Source organism: Hymenobacter sp. B1770, from assembly GCF_049896385.1.
Lineage (GTDB): Bacteria > Bacteroidota > Bacteroidia > Cytophagales > Hymenobacteraceae > Hymenobacter.
On the sequence record NZ_JAFCUF010000001.1, the window covers coordinates 172,397 to 192,154 of the forward strand.

General features: G+C 57.9%; 16 protein-coding genes. 5 read left to right on the forward strand and 11 right to left on the reverse strand.

Features of this window, described 5'->3' with window-relative positions; genetic code table 11:
• The first annotated feature begins 10 nt into the window (after window positions 1-10).
• The 3 genes from ACP7AJ_RS00625 (at window position 11) to ACP7AJ_RS00635 (ending at window position 1,607) form a co-directional block, all read left to right on the forward strand.
• The gene (locus ACP7AJ_RS00625; RefSeq protein ID WP_426058248.1) at window positions 11-814 is read left to right on the forward strand and encodes an inositol monophosphatase family protein; all 804 of its coding nucleotides are present in this window, start codon (window positions 11-13) and stop codon (window positions 812-814) included.
• A gap of 96 nt (window positions 815-910) precedes the next feature.
• Window positions 911-1,141, forward strand: coding sequence for a hypothetical protein (locus ACP7AJ_RS00630; protein WP_426058249.1), 231 nt, complete (start codon window positions 911-913; stop codon window positions 1,139-1,141).
• A gap of 124 nt (window positions 1,142-1,265) precedes the next feature.
• Window positions 1,266-1,607, forward strand: a complete 342-nt coding sequence (locus ACP7AJ_RS00635; RefSeq protein ID WP_426058250.1) for a hypothetical protein — start codon at window positions 1,266-1,268, stop codon at window positions 1,605-1,607.
• 191 nt (window positions 1,608-1,798) lie between these two features.
• On the opposite strand, the gene ACP7AJ_RS00640 is transcribed toward ACP7AJ_RS00635, so the two are convergent.
• From ACP7AJ_RS00640 to ACP7AJ_RS00665, 6 genes are all read right to left on the reverse strand, one after another.
• A complete protein-coding gene (locus ACP7AJ_RS00640; protein WP_426058251.1) occupies window positions 1,799-5,185 on the reverse strand; it encodes a DEAD/DEAH box helicase in 3,387 nt (1,128 codons plus the stop codon).
• Window positions 5,186-5,232: 47 nt separating this feature from the next.
• Window positions 5,233-6,252 carry an SPASM domain-containing protein gene (locus ACP7AJ_RS00645; protein ID WP_426058252.1) on the reverse strand — a complete coding sequence of 340 codons (1,020 nt, stop codon included), beginning with the start codon at window positions 6,250-6,252 and terminating at the stop codon, window positions 5,233-5,235.
• A gap of 122 nt (window positions 6,253-6,374) precedes the next feature.
• Window positions 6,375-8,024: a TlpA family protein disulfide reductase gene (locus tag ACP7AJ_RS00650; RefSeq protein WP_426058253.1), complete on the reverse strand. Its 1,650-nt coding sequence runs from the start codon at window positions 8,022-8,024 to the stop codon at window positions 6,375-6,377.
• A 444-nt stretch (window positions 8,025-8,468) separates the two neighbouring features.
• A complete protein-coding gene (gene radA / locus ACP7AJ_RS00655; RefSeq protein WP_426058254.1) occupies window positions 8,469-9,866 on the reverse strand; it encodes a DNA repair protein RadA in 1,398 nt (465 codons plus the stop codon).
• A gap of 132 nt (window positions 9,867-9,998) precedes the next feature.
• On the reverse strand, window positions 9,999-10,406 hold the full coding sequence (locus ACP7AJ_RS00660; RefSeq protein WP_426058255.1) for a hypothetical protein: 408 nt from the start codon (window positions 10,404-10,406) through the stop codon (window positions 9,999-10,001).
• Window positions 10,407-10,417: 11 nt separating this feature from the next.
• Window positions 10,418-10,711: a hypothetical protein gene (locus ACP7AJ_RS00665; RefSeq protein ID WP_426058256.1), complete on the reverse strand. Its 294-nt coding sequence runs from the start codon at window positions 10,709-10,711 to the stop codon at window positions 10,418-10,420.
• A gap of 134 nt (window positions 10,712-10,845) precedes the next feature.
• Between ACP7AJ_RS00665 and ACP7AJ_RS00670 the strand changes: the two genes are divergently transcribed.
• Entirely contained in the window at window positions 10,846-12,264 is a 1,419-nt protein-coding gene (locus tag ACP7AJ_RS00670) for a sensor histidine kinase (protein ID WP_426058257.1), read from the forward strand.
• A gap of 132 nt (window positions 12,265-12,396) precedes the next feature.
• Entirely contained in the window at window positions 12,397-14,055 is a 1,659-nt protein-coding gene (locus ACP7AJ_RS00675; protein WP_426058258.1) for an FAD-dependent oxidoreductase, read from the forward strand.
• A gap of 87 nt (window positions 14,056-14,142) precedes the next feature.
• Here ACP7AJ_RS00675 and rfbA read toward each other — a convergent pair whose 3' ends face one another.
• From rfbA to ACP7AJ_RS00700, 5 genes are all read right to left on the reverse strand, one after another.
• On the reverse strand, window positions 14,143-15,021 hold the full coding sequence (gene rfbA, locus ACP7AJ_RS00680) for a glucose-1-phosphate thymidylyltransferase RfbA (RefSeq protein WP_426058259.1): 879 nt from the start codon (window positions 15,019-15,021) through the stop codon (window positions 14,143-14,145).
• Between the two features lie 139 nt (window positions 15,022-15,160).
• Window positions 15,161-16,168: an SDR family oxidoreductase gene (locus ACP7AJ_RS00685; RefSeq protein ID WP_426058260.1), complete on the reverse strand. Its 1,008-nt coding sequence runs from the start codon at window positions 16,166-16,168 to the stop codon at window positions 15,161-15,163.
• Window positions 16,169-16,200: 32 nt separating this feature from the next.
• Complete coding sequence (rfbB, locus tag ACP7AJ_RS00690) at window positions 16,201-17,256, reverse strand: dTDP-glucose 4,6-dehydratase (protein ID WP_426058261.1); 1,056 nt, start codon at window positions 17,254-17,256, stop codon at window positions 16,201-16,203.
• A gap of 104 nt (window positions 17,257-17,360) precedes the next feature.
• Window positions 17,361-18,398, reverse strand: coding sequence for a UDP-glucose 4-epimerase GalE (gene galE, locus ACP7AJ_RS00695; RefSeq protein WP_426058262.1), 1,038 nt, complete (start codon window positions 18,396-18,398; stop codon window positions 17,361-17,363).
• A gap of 61 nt (window positions 18,399-18,459) precedes the next feature.
• Entirely contained in the window at window positions 18,460-19,755 is a 1,296-nt protein-coding gene (locus tag ACP7AJ_RS00700; protein WP_426058263.1) for a nucleotide sugar dehydrogenase, read from the reverse strand.
• Window positions 19,756-19,758: the final 3 nt, after the last annotated feature.

A 19,758-nucleotide genomic window follows, 5' to 3' on the forward strand; every position in this document is an offset into this window, starting at 1 on the left:
CAATCACCTCATGACCAGAAACTTCACCCAACTATCCTTAGACCTGGCGGCTTTGTGCCGCAATACGGCCCTGTTCATCCGCCAGGAAGCGGCTTCCTTCGACCGCAGCAAAATCGAGCAGAAAGGGTTGCACGACCTAGTGAGCTACGTAGACCAGGAAACCGAGCGCCGGCTGGTAGCCGGCCTGCGTGAGTTGCTGCCCGAAGCCGGCTTTATCACCGAAGAAGGCACCGCTGGTCCCGATAGCCACACCGAAGATTTCACCTGGATAATTGACCCGCTCGACGGCACCACCAACTTCGTGCACAGCCTGCCGGTGTACTCCATCAGTGTGGCGCTGCTGTATCAAAAAGAATTGGTGGTGGGAGTGGTGCACGAAGTAAACCGCGAAGAGAGCTTCCGGGCCGTGCGCGGCGGCGGCGCTTTTTGCAACGACCTGCCCATCCGGGTGACTGACATTGCAGACCTGGGCAGCAGCCTCATTGCCACCGGCTTCCCCTACAAGGATTTCGGCAAAATGAGTGCTTACCTGCAAGTGCTCGGCGCCTTCATGAGCCGCAGCCACGGCGTGCGTCGCCTCGGCTCTGCCGCCGTGGATTTGGCGTATGTAGCAGCGGGCCGCTGCGAAGGCTTCTTCGAGTTCAACCTAAATTCTTACGACGTAGCGGCCGGCATTCTGCTGGTGCGCGAAGCAGGCGGCCACGTCACTCAGTTTCTGGAAGATGGCGACCCGCTGTTCGGGCGTGAAGTGGTAGCCAGCAACGGCCACGTGCACGCCGAGATGCAACAGGCCATTGGCGAGTTCTGGCAGTAGGCCTGCCCTGAAGGCCCGCCGGTCCGCTTTGCTGAAGGCTGCGTAGCAAAGCTGGCAAGGTCGTAAATTCGCAAACTATTCTTTTCCGCCCGCGGTTTGTCACACATGCTCCTGCTCGCCCTCACCTCCGTCGAAATACAGTATTGCCTGATTGGTGCCCTGTTTATAGCGGCAGCCTTTTATGTGGGCCGAATTTTCTGGCGAGCCTTCTTTAGCAAAACGGCTGCGGGCTGCGCCAAAGGGTGCGGCGGCGCCTGCGGGAGCATTGATGTCGACCAGCTGCAGCGCACCATTGAGGCCCGCGCGACGGCCCAGTCCAGCCGCTAACGGCGCCCGCATTTTTCTACTGGTTCAGATAACCCGCCCCTGCCTCGGCTGCGTATAGCCGACGCGGGGGCGGGCTGCGTTTGCACCTTCCCGCTTCGCTTTACTACTCCAAAACACCACCGCTATGCAGGACAAAGAAGAAGAACGCTCCCTTGTGAACGTCGAAAACAAGCTTAAAAAGGATGGCTTCACCCAGGACTTCACCGTCGTGAACGGCCGCCTGCAAACCATTGGCCACACCTCGGAAAAGAGCTACGCGCCCAATGAAATCACTATTGTCGATTTTTACCGCTTCGAAGGCGAGAGCAACCCCGACGATATGTCCATCCTCTACGCCCTTGAAGCCAACGACGGCGTGCGCGGCACCATCTCCTCCGCCTATGGCACCTACGGCGACAGCGACGCGCTTGAGTTTCTCACGCAGGTAGAAACCCTGGGCAAGAACCTGGTTAAAAAGCACAAGTAAGGCTCTTTTAACTATTGCCCCTAAATCATTCAGGCAATAAGGAAGAATGTCATGCTGAGCGGAGCCGAAGCATCTCACTCGGGTTAGTATTCCATATCGTGAAAACGGTTTTGGTTACTACTGCACGCGAGATGCTTCAGCTCCATTCAGCATGACGTTATTTTTAGGTTTGGTTGCTTTTGCACAAGCACTTAGGTAACCAAAGCTAGCAGTTCCTGCCTGCTGAGTTCCTTGAAAAAAGCCGCGTCGGTTTTCACCAAATCGTGGGCTAAGGCGCGCTTGGTTTCCTGCAGCTTCATGATTTTCTCCTCAATTGTATCTGGGCAAATGAGGCGCACGGCAACTACTTTCTTGGTCTGGCCGATGCGGTGGCTGCGGTCAATTGCTTGGTTTTCTACGGCCGGGTTCCACCACGGGTCCACGAGGTACACGTAGTCAGCGGCGGGCAGGTTGATGCCCGTGCCACCGGCTTTCAGGCTGATGAGAAACACGCGCACGCTGGCATCTTCCTGAAAAGCAGTAACGGCCGCGGCCCGGTTGCGGGTCTGGCCCGTCAGGTACTGGTAGGCAACGCCGCGCTGGTCCAGCTCCCCCCGGATGAGGTTAAGCATGGCCACGAACTGCGAGAAAATTAGAATCTTGTGCTGCGGCGACTTGGTGCTGATTTCCTCCAGCAACACTTTTAGTTTGGCCGAAGCCGGGCCATAGTATTCTTCGTCGGGCAGCAGAGCCGGCGAGTTGCAAATCTGGCGCAGCTTGGTTAGGCCCTGCAGAATGTGCAGGCTGCTTTTGCCCGGTGTTTCCTCGTGCAGGCCCATCAGCTTGGCCCGGAATTCCTGCCGGCAAGCTTCGTACACTTGGCGCTGCTCGGTGCCCATTTCGCAGTAGAGCACCATTTCGGTTTTATCGGGCAGCTCGGTAGCCACCTGGGCCTTGGTGCGGCGCAGCACGAAAGGGTTGACTTTCTGGCGAAGCACCTGCGCCACCCGGGCATCCTTAAATTTGTCGATGCGCGCGGCGTACTGGTCCTGAAAATGTTGCCGGCTGCCCAGCAAACCCGGGCAAGCAAAGGAAAGCTGCCCGTACAGGTCGTAAGTGTTGTTCTCGACGGGTGTGCCCGTGATTACCACCCGGTTGCGGGCCTGCAGCAGGCAGGCGGCTTGGTAGCGCAACGAATCAGGGTTTTTGATGGCCTGAGACTCGTCGAGAAAAACGTAGTTGAAGCAGTAGTCTTTCAGCCACTGGATGTCCGACACCACCGTGTTGTAGGTCGTTAGCACAATGTCGTAGGCGTAGAACTCGCGGCTGCTCTGGCGGCGGCTGGCCCCGTGCAGCACGTGCACCCGCAATGACGGGGCAAACTTGGCTACCTCAGCCTGCCAGTTGAACACCAGCGAAGTGGGCACCACCACCAGGTTGGCCACAGCCAACCCTTTTTCGCGCTGCAGCAGAATGAAGGCCAGCACCTGCAGGGTTTTGCCCAGGCCCATGTCATCGGCCAGGCAGCCACCGAAGTTGAAGGTATCGAGAAAATTCAGCCAGTTGAGGCCCTGCTGCTGGTACTCGCGCAGCGTGGCGCGCAGGGCTTTGGGCACGGCCACTGGGGCAATGCCGGTGAAGTCGGCCGCAGCGGCCTGGTAGCGGGCCAGCTCAGCTTGGGTGGCGGGCGTCAGGTCGGCCGGGGCGTAGAGTGCAGCCAAGGTAACGAAGCTGATTTTGGGAGTTCGAATCCGTTCTTCTACCACTTCGCCCGCTTCGAAATAAGCTGCAAACTTTTCCATCCATTCCTGCGGCAGAATTCCGCGGGTGCCGTCGTCGAGGTGCACATAGCGGCTCTTGTTGCGCACGGCTTTGTGCAGGTTCTGCAGCGAGGCCTGCTGCCGGCCAAATTTCACTCGTAGTGTTGTATCAAACCAGTTTGTTTCGCCCGTCACCCGAATTTTCACCCGTGCCTTATGAGAGTTGAGGACATTATTCTTGAGCTGGTTGAATCCCAGAACGGTAATGCCATGGCTACGCCAGTCCTCAAAAGCTTCCAGAAACCATTCTTCGCTTAGAAAAAGGGTTTTGGGCACATACAGTGAGTCCTGGTTGAGTTGTTCCTGGAAATCAGGATAGTGCCGGAGCAGGGCCGCTAGCAGGCGCGCTTCGGCCGCAGCATCTCGGGTTAGCAAAAATGGGCGCCCCAGCTCGTCGGTGGCGTAAAGCTGGCGGCGCGAGAGCACGGGCACTTCCTTTGGGCCGTAGCGCAGCACTGGCAGCAGCTCTACGTGGGCTCCGGCATCGGTGAGGTACAGCAGTGGCTCGGGTGCCTGGCCGAAGCCGCCTTCAACCCGTTGCTCAGGCGTGGCCGGCCGCACATAGCCGTAATTTATGTGCAGCCTGTCTTCCAGATTTGCCAGCACATCGCGCTGAAATTCAGCAAACTTGTTGTGGTGAATGAGCAGGGTATTGTTGCGCTTCTGGAAAAACTCCACCACCCGCCACACGTCCAGGTCATCGAGCAAGTACAGTGATTCACGCACCGCTAAAAAGTATTCGTAGCGAACGGCTAGCGTGGTCAGGTCGAAGGGTTCGTCATCCAGCAGTAGCTCGCCGCGGACTTCGTAATACTCGCCCTGCTGCGTCACGCGTAGCCGCAGGTCGGTTTTGGCACTGCGCAGCTGCACCGGCAGCAAGGATTTGGCCGTGGGCTTGTCAGATACCCCGGGCTTGTGCGCATACACCGGCAGCTGGTGCGGATTGCGCACAATGGCGCGCAGGGCAGCTATGCCCACGGCAGAGCGGGCCTCATCGTAATTGTGCTGGAAGCGGCCCAGGGCGGTATAAAACTTTACCTCGTCGGGGTCCTGCAACTGCCAGATGCCGTCCAGGGGATTGATCAAGGCTACGGGGCTCTTGAGCTTCCCGGCTGCGGTGGTACCCGCCTCGGCCAGGTGAATGGTCAGGTGTCCGTAGTAGCGGTGACGGTCCAGTATCAGCAGGCGGGAGCCGGCGGGTAGTGGCAGGGCAAGCGGACGTTTTGCGGGCATGAGTTGCTCCAGCATCTCCTGCTTCGCTGCGGCGGTCACGGGGTAGAGGTCGGCGCGCTTGGGCGTCGCGGCTACTGCTGCCGGTCGGCTGTAGGTAAGGTCGAAGTAGGCGTCAAGGTCTTCGCTCTCGTTTATCCCGAAGTCGCGAGCCGAAGCCAGCAAGTATTGCTGCCGCAAGACCTTATCGAAAAATAGGCGTAGCTCTTTGCGCTGCACTATACTTAGCAACACTACCGCCTGGTGCTCGCATAGCGCGCTTTTTGGTCCTGCACAAGCGCAGAACACCAGTAAGCCCGACTCTTGTTGTTGCACTACCACAGTGGGGAAACGCAGCGGTCCGGACATCGTGCTGGTAAATACTCCGTAGTTCAGCGCCAGCGTTTCGGGCTGAATGGCGGCCAGCGCCCGGGCATCGGTCGTGGGCCAGACATTGCAGTGCTTGCCAATAATTGCGCTGCTCAGCTCCGTCAGCGCCCGCCCTGGAAACTCGTACTTGTGCGGATGGGAGCCGGCCGGGTAGTGTGCCGCTGATTCCAATTCAGACATGTGTGAGCAGTTATTTCCCTAAAGCCACAATAAGTTGCTGCCGATTCCTAGCCCCACACCTGGGTGCCTTCCGAACAGTTGCGGCACATCTCAATCTGGTCGCGCCCTTTGAGCAGGCTGCCCCGAAACTGCTGGTACTTGGAACCACGCCAGAGCTGGCCGAAGGTTTCAGTTTTGAGGTCCCCTTGCCGGTATTCGGCGTCCTTGTCGAAGCAGCAGGGCACCACCAGGCCGTCCCAGGTAATCACGCAGGAATGCCACATTTTCCAGCAATGGTTGACCAGCTTGTTCTTCAGGCTCCAGGTGCCGTTTTGGTTGTTCTGGTACCGTGAGTAATAATCGATGGTGGGAATGAGCGGGGAGCCGTGCTGGTGGTCATAAATCTGCGCGGTCTTGAACCACACATCGTCCACGCCCATGGCCTCGGCCAGCCGTTTGGCATCGTCAATCTGGTGTTCGTTGGGCCGCACCACCAGAAACTGAAAGATGATGCGCGGCGTGCTCGATTTCAGTTCTTTGCGCCACTTCACAATGTTGCGGGTGCCTTCCAGCACCTTCTCCAGCTTGCCTCCCACGCGGTACTGCTGGTACACCTCCTGGGTAGTGCCGTCGAGGGAAATGATGAGGCGGTCAAGCCCGCTTTCCACGGTGCGACGGGCGTTCTGGTCGTTGAGGTAATGGGCATTGGTGCTGGTAGCGGTATAAATACCCTTATCAGCCGCGTACTTCACCAATTCCAGAAATTTCGGGTGCAAATACGGCTCGCCTTGGAAGTAGAAAATCAGGTACCAGAGCCGGCTGGCCACTTCGTCAATTGTCTTTTTGAATAAGTCCTCAGGCAGCATGCCCGTGGGCCGCGTGAATGAGCGCAGCCCACTTGGGCACTCCGGGCAGCGCAGGTTGCAGCTAGTGGTGGGCTCGAAGCTGAGGGCCATGGGCATCCCCGCCAGCCGCGCCTTGCCCGTAAGCTTGCTCATAATATAAGAGCCAACGATTTGCACCGTATTCCAGACGCGAAGCGGCGTGGCTTTTGACAAAACGTTCAGGCTATCGGTAAGCACGGACATGGGAGCGGAATAAAGCAGTAGCGCGAACTTTGTAGTTCGCGTCCCCGCGCCAGTGGACGAGACCAAGTGGCGCGGGGACGCGAACTACAAAGTTCGCGCTACTTCGGTTGTATTACTGCCGGTTACTTTTTGGTTGCCGGAAAATCAATGGCACTAGTATAAGTACTGGCTTTGCCAAAAGACTGATTGATTTCGTCGATGGCAGCACGGCTGCTCAGGCGCTTGGGCTTGGTGTTGAGGAAGGTACCGTCTTCACCCACCAGCATGTAGGTGGGCACCTCCTGCAAGGCGTAGTCACTGGCTAGCTGCGAGCGCAAGCCGCCCCCGGGCACGCGCACTTGCACGCCGGGCAGCTTTTTCACGGTGACGAGCTGTCGCCAGGCCTGCTCGTTTTCATCGAGGGCGATGTTGATGAAGGTGATGTTCTTGCCTTCAAACTTCTTAATCAACTCCTGAGCATAGGCCAAGTCGCGCAGGCACAAGCCGTTGGTGCTCTTCCAAAAGTTGAGGTACACCAGCTTACCAGCGAAATCGTGCAGGTTCACGGTATCACCTTCGGCCGTGGCCAGCCTGAAATCGGGTGCAGGGGCCCCGATGGCAAACTCCTTGTGCTGGTCGAAATCAGCTTGCAGGGTAGGATAGAACTGGTTCTTGGGGTCGTAGGTGCGATAGTCGGCCAGCATGGCGGCCGACTGCTTCACGTGCCCGAAACGGAACGACTCCTGCAGGATGCGGCCTAGAATGATGGCCCGGACGGGGCCGGTGAGCTTCTTGCTGGCCAGGGCGTACGAAGCCGGATAAAAGTCCGGGTCGGAGCGCTGGCGCTTGTCTTGGGCTACGGCAAAGTGGATGTAGTTCAGCAAAAACTCGTGGTAGAGCTCGCTCTGAATGGCGTTAGGCTCATTAAGCAGACCGGGCTCGCGCAGGAAGTTGTAGTAGTCCGGGGCCATTTTAAGGCGACCTTCGGTATTCACTACTTGCTCCCGCAGGTCCTGGAACGTCAGCCGGTCATTGGCGTAGGCGTACACCACTTCGGCGCGGGCGTAGTTGTAGAAATCTTGGGTAAACGATTGCTTGGCAGCGTGGTCTTCCAAGAAGTTGAACTGGTGCTTGCGGCGGTACTCCAAAAACGACAGGAACGGCGCCTCGTAAAGCTGAATGTTATCGGGCAATACCTGGAAGCCGTCGTTCTCCACAAACTGGGCGTCGGCCTCTACGAGGTAATTGTTGGCATTGGCGGCCTGCTGGCGGTGGCGCTGCTCCTCGTTTAGGTTGGCGCGGTTGCGCAGCTTGGTAGCCAAGCCGGTCGGCACATCGTTGGGCTTAAATTTGAGTGTCCCCGACATGTCGCTGCCTTTGAAGCGCACGTCCATGTCGGTGCCCGCGTCCAGGAACAGGGGCGCTACGTCATCGCCGTACACCAGGTCGGCTTTGGTAGAGCCGTACACGGGAACTACCAGCTTAAACTCGCCTTTGTCATTCAGTGGAACGCGGATGAGCTTTTCCTTGGGGTCAAGGGGATTCTCGCGCAGCGTAACCCCCACCGAGTCGGTAGTGGGGCCGGTGATGCGACCGGTGAGCACGGCAGTGCCCGTCGGCTTTGCCACAGCAGAAGCTACTTGAACTGCCTTTGCTGGCGCCGGAGCCGTCGTAGCAGGGGCTGCGGCAGGGGCTACGGCCGTGGTGGTTTCCACTTCATCAGCGGCGGCCGCAGGAGCCGCCGTTTTAGTTTGCGCGGGTTTGGCAGCAGGAGCCTTTTTGCCGTTTGCCACACTGGACGTGGGCTTCGAGTGGCTGCCTGCGCCCGTGGCGGAAGCCGGCTTACGCGGGCTTGCGCTCGAGGTAGGCACTGGCTTTGGCTGGACTGTACTCTTTGCTGGAACAGGCTTGCTTTGCCCATAGCTCAGCAAGGGAGCCGCAAGCAGCGCCGTTCCCAGCAGGCGACGCGCACAAGTGATGAAAGCAGACATCATATCACAAAAAAACTAGCAGAAGACGACCACCGTCGACCGCCGATAACCGAATACAAAACGACAATACCGACCAGCTTTACATATGAATTCGCGGTAAAAGCCTATCAGTCCTCCGAAGATAAGGCTTTTTAGTTTATAAAATCCAAATTAGCTCTTCAGTAATTTTTCACTTTATCTGGTAAAAGCCTATTTGGTGGCTGCTAGCTACGGCAGCCACCAACTGATTATCAGTGCAATTTTGCCCTAACCGAATAGGCCATTGAGCACTTCATCGAGTCGGCTCACGGCGTGCACTTTTAAGCCAAACCGCGCCAGGTCAAGTCCCTTGCCATTAAACTGCGAAACGTACATCTCCCGAAATCCTAATTTTTCGGCTTCGGCCAAGCGCTGGTCGAGTCGCGACACCGCTCGAATCTCTCCACTAAGTCCGACCTCAGCCGCGAGGCAGACATCGCCGGGAATGGGCAAATCATTTAGCGAAGAAACCACGGCCGCGCACACGGCCATGTCCAGGGCGGGGTCGTCGAGGCGCAGTCCTCCGGCAATGTTCAAAAACACATCGTGCTGACCCAGACGCAGGCCGGCGCGCTTCTCGAGCACGGCCAGCAGCATTTGCAGGCGCTTGGCGTCGAATCCGGTGCTGCTGCGCTGGGGCGTGCCGTAGGTGGAAGGCGTAACCAGGGCCTGCACTTCCACCAGCAGCGGCCGGTTGCCTTCCAGCGTGGCGCCAATGGCCATGCCGCTCAAGCTTTCGCCGCGCTGCGAAAGCAGGATTTCGGAGGGGTTGCTCACCTGGCGCAGGCCGTCGCCCTGCATCTCATAAATCCCCAGCTCGGAGGTGCTGCCGAAACGGTTTTTGGTGGTGCGCAAAATACGGTAGCTCATGTGCCGGTCGCCCTCGAACTGCAGCACAGTGTCGACCATATGCTCGAGAATTTTGGGGCCGGCAATGCTGCCGTCTTTCGTGATATGGCCGATGAGCAGCACCGGCGTGCTGGTTTCTTTGGCAAATTTCAGAAACTCGGCGGTGCACTCGCGCACCTGACTCACACTGCCCGCGCCGCTCTCTACCAGCGTAGAGTGCATGGTTTGGATGGAGTCGATGACGAGGATGTTGGGCTGCACCTGGTCAATCTGCCGGAAGATGTTCTGGGTGTTGGTTTCGGTGAGAATGAAGCAGCCGGAATGCTGGCCGTCGGCCATGCGCTCGGCCCGCATCTTAATCTGAGCTTCGCTTTCCTCACCGCTCACGTAGAGCACCTTCATCTTGCGCAGGCTCAAGGCAATCTGGAGCATGAGCGTGCTCTTGCCAATGCCGGGCTCACCGCCAATGAGAACAATGGAGCCGGGCACAATACCGCCACCCAGCACGCGGTTCAGCTCGCCGTCGGGGGTGATGATGCGGGGCTCGTCTTCGGCCAGAATATCGCCGAGCGGCACCGACTTGGCTGCTTTGGTGAGGTTGCCGCCGGGCACGGTGCTGGCGGGCTTCCACTGGCCGGTGGTGGTAGCCACTGTTTCTTTTTGAATGACTTCTTCGACGTAGGTATTCCACTCGCCGCACGCCGGGCAGCGCCCTATCCATTTTGCCGATTGAGCGCCGCAGGATTGGCAGAAAAAAACAGTTCTTGCTTTGGCCATATATTGAAAACTGACGCATTATTTAAGGCCAGCTTTAGATAAGCTTTTTGTTACACTAAAAGTGCCTCTAAAATGGAATTTGGAATGTGACACGGCTTACTTTATGCCCGGCCATCTAATATGCCCTTACCTCTACTGTCCCGCTACTATGGCGTTGTACTGGCTTACCAGTTCGGGAGCGTTATCAAGCCGATAGCGCGGTTTGGTGTCCCCACTGCCTTTGGCCAACTGCTGCAATTCGGCTGCCAGCGCGGGGGCCTTGCCGCACATCTTGCCCATGAACTCTACAAAGGCTTTATGACCCCGGGGCACCTCCTGCAACTCGCTACCAGCTGTCCGCACGTACCAATAATATTTCTCGTGCGTGCCGGTAGAAATAAGCAACGCTCCAGCAGGCAATAGCGGAATAGGTATCAGCATGTCGTTTTTGGTTTTTGCATAGCCAAAAATTTCCATGGGGCCGGGAGTGGCGAGGTTCTCGGCCAGCACCTTGAGGGGCTTGCCCCGCATGTATAGCGCTTCCAGTGTGTGGCCGTCCACGGTCATGCTCTTCAGGCGCTCGATACTAATGGCTTTGATGGGGGAGTTGGCAGGCGGTCAGGGGGCACTTCATAGCACTGCACTTGGTCGAGCAGGCAGGTGTAGTAGCCGTCGACGTAGCCGCGCACCTGCTTCCCGCTGACGAAGGTGAACATTGCCGTAGAATAAACGGGCTTGCCGTCCCGAGCAGCCCGCAGCGAATCGACCCGATTGGCCATGCGCACAGCCTGCTGCCCGTTAGCCGCTGGGCTGACGGCCAGACAGGCTACCCCCAGCAAAGCCACTCGGGCCCTATTTGCTTTCATGGCGTGCTCTTTCAGTAAAAGTCTTACATTCATAAAGCATTAAAACTATTTGTCCGTTTGTAATACAACTACAAAGTACGCCTGCTTAGGGCTCACTATGTTCCATTTTTTGTCCCTTATTGGGCTGCTTCCCAATGTCCGATACGCTTGCCCTGACCATTGCCGAATTAGCTACTGTCACCGCCTTTACGGGCCTTCCAGATAACGTGCTGGAGTGGCTACTAGCCCACGGCGAACGGCGTGACCTGGACGAAGGCGGCTCCATTGCCCAGCCCGGCGATGCGGCCGTGTACCTCATGGCTATTCTAAAAGGCGGCATCCAGTTCTATACCCTGCAAAATGGCACCCGAGAACCCCGGTTTCGAGTCGAGAAGAGCCAGGTGACCGGCGTGCTGCCTTACTCCCGGCTGCGCATCATCAACGGCCTCGGTCTGGCCGCGGGGCACACCGTGCTGTACCTGCTGCACCGCGACCACTTCCCGGCCCTCGAGCAAGTCAGCCCCGAGCTGATACAACGCCTGGTGGCTCTAATGAGCGACCGCGCCCGCGACGAGGCCCGCGGCCAGGAGCGCGACGACAAGCTGCGGGCGCTGGGCAAGCTCTCGGCTGGGCTGGCGCACGAGTTGAACAACCCTGCTGCAGCCATCGCCCGCGCCTCCCAAGCCCTGGCTGACCGGGCCGCCATCAAGCCGCAGCTGCTGCAGAAGCTCATTGAGCAGTGCCCCAATCCACAGGCTCTCTGCGCCTTCACAGCCCTGGCAGTGCCCATGCTCAAAAGCGCCACATCACCGCTGCAACTCTCGCCCATGCAGCGTTCAGAGCGCGAAGATGAACTGGCCGACTGGCTGACCGATCAAGGCGTACCCGATGGGTATCAACTGGCCCCGGGCTTGCTCGAAACTGGCTTGACCGCGGACATACTGGCCACTGCGGCGAAAGTCCTGCCTATGTCGGCTCGCCCCGCTGCTTTTGCCTGGCTGGAGTGCCAGCAGAGCACCATGCAGCTCATCCGCGACGTGCAGGAGGCTGGCAGCCGCATCAGCAAGCTGGTAGCCGACGTGAAAACGTACTCGCACATGGACCGCGCCGGCGGCTTCGAACTGCTCGACGTTACCGCCGGTCTTGATAGCACACTTAATATGGTCGGATTCGAGCTGCGCCAAAAGAACGTGCACCTCACCCGCGACTACGCCCCTGGCCTACCGCAGATTCGGGGCCAGGTAAGTAGCCTGAACCAAGTATGGACTAACCTCATCGACAACGCCATCTACGCGCTGCCGGCCCAGGGCGGAGAACTCACCCTTCGGACCCGCGTGGAAGGAGCCTTTGTGCGCGTTTTTCTAATTGATAATGGTGCGGGCATCCCCGGCGACGTACTGCCGCACATCTTTGAGCCGTTTTATACCACTAAGCAAGCCGGCGCGGGCTCGGGCCTGGGGCTAGACATTGCCCAGCGCATCATCAGGCAGCACGATGGACGCCTGGAAGCCAGCTCCCGACCCGGTCACACCGAGTTTTGCGCGTGGCTGCCGATAGCCGTTCCATTGGGTTAATGAAGCATGTCTTGCTACCCAGAGTCGACGAATCAGTTTAATCATTCCCATTTTACTTGTCAAAATTTCCCATGCGGCAACGATGATAGGCTGTCGCCCCACTGACGTGCTTTGCCTTAATTCAACTAAAACATGGCCTCCAATAAGCCCTTCATCTTAGCTGTCGACGACGACCCGCAAGTGCTGGCCGCCATTACCCGCGACCTGCGGCAGGAGTTCAGCAAAAATTACTGCATTTTGCGTGTCGGCTCCGGCCTCGAGGCTCTGACGACGCTGCAGGAGCTTCGCGTGAAGGGAGAGTCGCTGGCCCTCATCGTTGCCGACCAGCGCATGCCCGATTTGGAGGGCGTGGAGCTGCTCACCGCTTCGCGCTACCTGTTTCCGGACGCCAAGCGAGTGTTGCTGACGGCTTATGCCGATACCGAAGCGGCCATTCGGGCCATCAACTCCGCCCGGCTCGACCACTACCTGATGAAGCCTTGGGACCCGCCAGAGCAGCTGCTGTTCCCGACCCTGCACGACCTGCTGAATGCCTGGCAGGCCGCCCACAAGCCCAGGTACGACGGCATCCGGCTCATCGGCTTTCAGTGGTCGCCGCTCTCGCACGAGCTCAAGAATTTTCTCAGCGGCTACATGGTGGGCTACCAGTGGCTGGATTTTGAAACTCAACCTGAAGCTCAGGAGCTGCTAAGAGCTAGCGGGTATGATTCCGCTGACCTACCGCTGGTCATTTGTGCCGATGGCACCGCCGTGCCCAATCCAACGAAGGCCTCGCTGGCCCAGCACTTGGGCATCAACAGCAAGGCCACGCAGGAGATGTACGACGTGGTAGTGGTAGGCGCCGGCCCCAGCGGGCTGGCCGCTGCCGTCTACGGGGCCAGCGAAGGTCTAAAGACGCTCATCATTGAGCGGCAGACGCCCGGCGGCCAAGCCGGCACCAGTTCGCGCATCGAAAACTATCTGGGTTTCCCCACCGGCCTCAGCGGTGCCGAGCTTGCGCACCGCGCTTGGTCGCAGGCCGTGCGCCTCGGGGCCGAGTTCCTGGCCCCACAGGAAGTAAGCCAGCTATGTGTGCAGGATGGCTACAAAGTGCTCACCCTTGGCGACGGCAGCGAAATCAGCACCCGGGCCGTGGTGCTGACCACCGGCGTAAGCTACCGCACGCTCGACGTGCCCGGCATGGACCGCCTCAGTGGCGCCGGCGTATACTACGGTGCCGCCCGCACCGAGGCCCGAAGCTGCGAGGCCCAGGACGTGTACATCGTCGGCGGCGGTAATTCGGCTGGGCAGGCGGCCATGTTTTTGGCTACATATGCCCGACAGGTGTTCATTGTCATCCGCGGGGCCGACCTAGCTGCTAGCATGTCAGCCTACCTAATCGAGCAGATTCGCACCACGCCCAACATCGAGCTGCTGCCCTTTTCGCAAGTGAAGGAAGTGTGCGGCCAAGACCACCTCGAAGCCGTGATGGTCGACCTAAACGGAACAGTGGAGAAAAGGCCAGCCCGGGCCCTATTCGTCTTTATTGGTGCGAAACCCAGCACCGAGTGGGTCAACGACCAGATTTTTTGCGATGGCAAAGGCTTCCTGCTCACCGGCCGCGACCTAGTAGCTGACTCCCGCTTTGCTGCCACTTGGAAAAAGCAGCGCGAGCCGTTTCTGCTGGAAACCTGCGTGCCTGGCATTTTTGCGGCCGGCGACAGCCGGGCTGGCGCCATGGCCCGCGTGGCCTCGGCCGTGGGCGAAGGCAGCATGGCCATTAAGTTCGTGCACCTGTATTTAGATGAGTAGCATCACCAATTATTGAAATCAAATGAACACAAAAGCGCTCCGTAACATCGTTACGGAGCGCTTTTGTGTTCATTTGATTTCGGTTTTTTAGTCAGCCATCACCAACTGCTCAGGCAGGTGCATGAGGTAGTCACCGTAACCGCTTTTGCGCAGCGGTGCAGCGATGGCACGGAGCTGGTCGGCATCGATATAGCCTTGGCGATAAGCAATTTCCTCAATGGCGCCGACCTTCAAGCCCTGGCGCTGCTCAATCACACGCACAAATTCGCCGGCCTGCATCAGGCTTTCGAAGGTGCCAGTGTCGAGCCAGGCGGTGCCCCGACCGAGGATGCCGACTTTCAGCGTACCGCGGCGCAAGTACTCGCGGTTCACGTCGGTTATTTCGTACTCGCCGCGGGAGCTGGGCTCTAGGTTGCGCGCTATTTCGATAACGTCATTATCATAGAAATACAGGCCAGGAACAGCGTAGTTGCTCTTGGGCTCGGCAGGCTTTTCCTCGATGCTGAGAGCATTTTTATCGCCATCGAACTCTACCACACCGTAGCGCTCGGGGTCGTGTACGTGGTAGGCGAAAACCACGCCCCCCGTCGGGTTACTGTTCGACTTCAGTAGTTCTTCCAGCCCCGCGCCGTAGAAAATGTTGTCGCCGAGCACCAGCGCCACCTTGTCATCACCAATGAAATCGGCGCCAATAACGAAGGCCTGGGCCAAGCCGTTAGGCACTTCCTGCACCGCGTACTGAAAGTTGCAGCCCAGGCTCTTGCCGTCGCCGAGCAGCTTCTGGAATTGTGCTTGGTCGTGGGGCGTGGTGATAATCAGCACTTCCCGGATACCTGCCATGAGAAGAATCGACAGCGGATAATAAATCATCGGCTTGTCGTATACGGGCATGAGCTGCTTGGATACGGCCAGGGTGAGCGGGTGCAGGCGGGTGCCGGAGCCGCCGGCAAGGATAATTCCTTTCATGGGGTATGGGTGTACGATTGAAAACCAGAACGTCATGCTGAGCGCAGCCGAAGCTTCTCGCGTGCAGCAGTAAAATCATTTATATTCGTGAGCGAGATGCTTCGGCTGCGCTCAGCATGACGTTTATTTTGCTTAAATGCTAGTTACGAGCCTGAATGAACTCCTGATTAGCTTTGAACCACTCCAACGTCTGGCGCAGGCCCTCGCGGATGCGAATCTTGGGGTCGTAGCCGAGCAGGTTATTGGCTTTTGAGATATCCGCCAGCGAGTCACGAATATCCCCTGCCCGGTCGGGGCCAAACTTAGGCGCCAGGTCCGAATTGGCCTCCTCCCGCAGGATGTCGTACATCTCCACCAGCGAAGTGCGGTCGCCCACGGCAATGTTGTAAACCTGATTCAGGGCCGCCGGATTCTGCACCAGCGCAGCGCGAATATTAGCCTGCACGCAGTTCTCCACGAAGGTAAAGTCGCGGGTCTGCCCGCCGTCGCCGTTGAGCGTAGGCGGCTGGTTTTGCAGAATGGCGTCGATGAACAGCGGAATCACGGCCGCATAAGCTCCGCCTGGGTCCTGGCGTGGGCCGAAGATGTTGAAGTAGCGCAAGCCGATGATTTTCATGCCGTAAGTGCGGCCGAATACATCAGCATACAACTCGTTGGCATACTTGGTGACAGCGTAAGGCGAGAGCGGCTTGCCGATGCGGTCTTCCACTTTGGGCAGGCCGGGATGGTCGCCGTAGGTCGATGAAGAAGCGGCGTAAACGAAACGTTTCACGCCGGCGTCTTTGGCGGCGGTCAGCATCTGCACAAAGCCGCCTACGTTCACATCGTTGGTCAGCACCGGGTCTTTAATGGAGCGGGGCACCGAGCCCAGCGCGGCCTCGTGCAGCACCACGTCTACTCCGGCGCAGGCGGCGGCGCACACCGCAGCGTCGCGGATGTCGCCGTCCATAATTTCCAGCCGGGAATCGCCGGCAAATAGCGCCAGGTTCTTGCGGAAGCCGTTGGAATAGTTATCCAAGGTGCGCACCTTTTTAACGCCGTATTTCAACAAGTACTCCACGATGTTTGAACCAATGAAGCCCGCGCCGCCCGTAACGAGAAACGTAAGGTTATCGAGCGGCTGCTCGTGGAAAGGGGTATCGTACATTCTTTTTAGTTAATCAGCTTAACGCTTTTTGCCTAGCGGCCAGCGTACTGCTTCTGGTTATAATCCTGGTAGGCGCCACTGGTCACGTGGTTCAGCCACTCCTCGTTTTCGAGGTACCAGTCTACGGTCTGGGCCAAGCCCTGCTCAAAAGTCACGCTTGGCTTCCAGCCCAATTCGTTCATGATTTTACTGGAATCAATGGCGTAGCGCATGTCGTGGCCGGCGCGGTCGGTTACGAACTTGATGAGCTTGCGCGAAGTGCCTTGCTCCTGGCCGGTTTTCTGGTCTACCACGTCGCAGAGCAGTTCGATGAGCTTCAGGTTCTGCCACTCGTTCACGCCGCCGATGTTGTAGGTATCGCCGTTTTTGCCTTTGTGGAACACCGCGTCGATGGCCGTTGCGTGGTCTTTTACAAACAGCCAGTCGCGCACATTTTCGCCCTTGCCGTACACCGGCACCGGCTGGCCGGTGCGCAGGCGATGGATAGCCAGCGGAATCAGCTTTTCGGGGAAATGATTAGGGCCGTAGTTGTTCGAGCAGTTGCTCAGCTTGATGGGCAGGCCGTAGGTGTGGTGCCAAGCCCGCACAAAATGGTCGGAGCTGGCCTTGGACGCCGAGTAAGGCGAGCGAGGGTCATAAGAAGTCTCCTCCGTGAACATCTCGGGGCCGAAGTCCAGCGAGCCGTACACTTCGTCGGTGCTCACGTGGTAGAACACGTGGCCGTCGTAGCCACCAGGCTGCCACAGGTGGCGGGCGGCGTTCAGCAGGTTCACTGTGCCAATGACGTTGGTTTTCACAAATGCCATGGGGTCCGTGATAGAACGGTCCACGTGCGACTCGGCTGCCAAGTGAATAACCGCGTCGGGTTCCTCGTGGGCAAACAGCTGGTCAACAAAAGCCTGGTCAGAAATATCGCCTTTGATGAAGCGGTAATTCGGTGCGTTCTCAATGTCGCGCAGGTTCTCTAGGTTGCCCGCGTAAGTCAGTGCGTCAAGATTGAGAATCTGGTACTCCGGATACTTCGTTACGAACAAGCGCACGACATGGGAACCAATAAAGCCGGCGCCGCCGGTGACGAGGATTTTCATGATTTGGAAGGGTTAGTCAGACTCAGTTTACCTCAGATTTTGCTACTGCAGCTACCAGTTTGTGCAGTTGCAATCCTTCGGTAAGGGCAGTATGACATTCTTTTTTATTTGTTGCGGAGCTGCTCCTGCCATTTCCAGGCACTGGCCAGTGAATCAGCCAAGGAGCTTTCGGTTTTAAAGCCGAGAACTTGCTCAGCTTTCGTGGCATCGGCGTAGATGGCGGGCACATCGCCGGGACGGCGCGGGCCAATAACGTAGTTCAGCTTCTGACCGCTGGCTTTCTCGAAGGTTTGCACTACTTCCAGCACCGTGTTGCCATTGCCCGTGCCCACGTTAAACGTCTCAACGATTTCATCGGCTTTGTGGTCGAGCAAGCGCTGCACGGCCACAATGTGGGCTTTGGCTAAATCTACCACGTGGATGTAATCCCGAATGTTGGTGCCATCGGGCGTGTCGTAGTCGTTGCCGAAAATGGTCAGCTTCTCGCGAATGCCGGCGGCCGTTTGGGTGATGAACGGAACGAGGTTGTTGGGCACGCCCAAGGGCAATTCGCCAATCTTGGCCGACTCGTGGGCTCCAATGGGGTTGAAGTAGCGCAGTAAAATGGTGCGCAGCTTGTTGTTCGGCGCGCCCGACACGTCGTGGATGATTTCCTCGCACATCTGCTTGGTGCGCCCATAGGGCGACGAAGCTGGCTTGGTGGGGGTGGCCTCCGTCACGGGCAGTGCATCGGGAATGCCATACACGGTGCAGGACGACGAAAACACCAGGTTTTCAACGCCAAACTCGGGCATCACAGCCAAGAGCGTGAGCAAAGAACCTACGTTGTTCTGGAAATAGGCCAGCGGCTTCTGCACCGACTCGCCCACAGCCTTGAAGGCTGCAAAGTGAATGACGCCCGCAATGTTCGGCTCGGCTTCAAACACGCCCCGCAGCGCGGTCTCATCGGCACAATCGATGCGGTGAGTAGGCACAGCAACACCCAAAATGGATTCGATACCCGCCAGCGCTGACTCTTCGGAATTACTGAAATTATCAACGATAACCGGCTGATAGCCGGCTTGATATAGTTCTACCACGGCGTGCGAGCCAATGTAGCCGGCGCCTCCCGTAACGAGTATTTTGGTGCGTTGTGAAGTCATAGCAAAAGGGGTCGAGTTGTGCTTAGCGGTAGTAGCACGAAGCTTTTAAGTGGGTGAAATACTACAGGCTCCAGTACTGCAGCTCCTTCATTTTGCCACGGTACAGGCCTTTGATATCGACCAGTACGGCATTGTCGGAGGTAATGGACTGAAAATAGGCTTCGTCCTTTGCAGCGTAAGGCAAGTGACTCACGGCTACGATAACGGCGTCGTAATCGGTACGCACGTCGTCGTTGGGCGTGAGGCGGAAACCGTACTCGTGGTGCAGTTCATCCGAATCAGCATGGGGGTCAACAATATCGACGTTCACCGAAAAGTTTTTCAGTTCCTGAATCACATCGGCCACCTTGGAATTGCGTATGTCCTCCACGTTTTCCTTAAAGGTGGCCCCCATCACGAGCACGCGGCTACGGGCCACGTCCTTGCCTTTTTTAATCATCATCTGCACCGTCTTACGGGCAATGTAGGCGCCCATGTTGTCGTTGGTGGTGCGGCCACTTAGGATAACCTTGGCGTCGTAGCCCAGCTCTTTGGCTTTGTAGGTCAGGTAATAAGGGTCAACACCAATGCAGTGCCCGCCTACCAGGCCGGGCGAGAACTTCAGGAAGTTCCACTTGGTGCCGGCGGCTTCCAGCACCTCGTAGGTGTTGATGCTCATGCGGTCGAAAATCATCGACAGCTCATTCATCAGGGCGATGTTGACGTCGCGCTGCGTGTTTTCGATGATTTTTGCCGCTTCAGCTACGCGGATGCTGCTGGCGCGGTGCACGCCAGCGTCGACCACCAGTTCGTACACTTTGGCTACGGTTTCGAGGGCTTCCTCGTCGTTGCCCGACACCACTTTCACGATGCGGCGCAGGGTGTGCTCCTTATCGCCGGGGTTGATGCGCTCGGGCGAGTACCCGACCTTGAAATCGTTCGGGAACTTCAGGCCCGAGAGTTTTTCCATCACCGGAATACAGTCTTCCTCGGTGCAGCCAGGGTATACCGTGCTCTCGAACACCACGTAGTCGCCCTTTTTCAACACCTTACCCACCGACGACGAAGCGCCGAGCAGCGGCTTAAGGTCGGGCTGGGCGTGCTCATCAATGGGCGTGGGCACGGCCACAATGTAGAACTGCGCCTGCCGTAGCACCTCCAGCGAGTCGGTGAAGGTGATATCGCAGCCCTCAAAATCCTTTTTTTCCAGTTCGCCGCTGGGGTCAATGCCCTGCTTCATCTGGGCCACGCGGCCGGCATTGATGTCGAAACCAATGACCTTGAGTTGTTTCGCGAATTCGAGTGCGATGGGCAAGCCCACGTAGCCGAGGCCGATGACGGCCAGGGTGGCCTCTTTGCGCAATAGTTTGTCGTACACTTG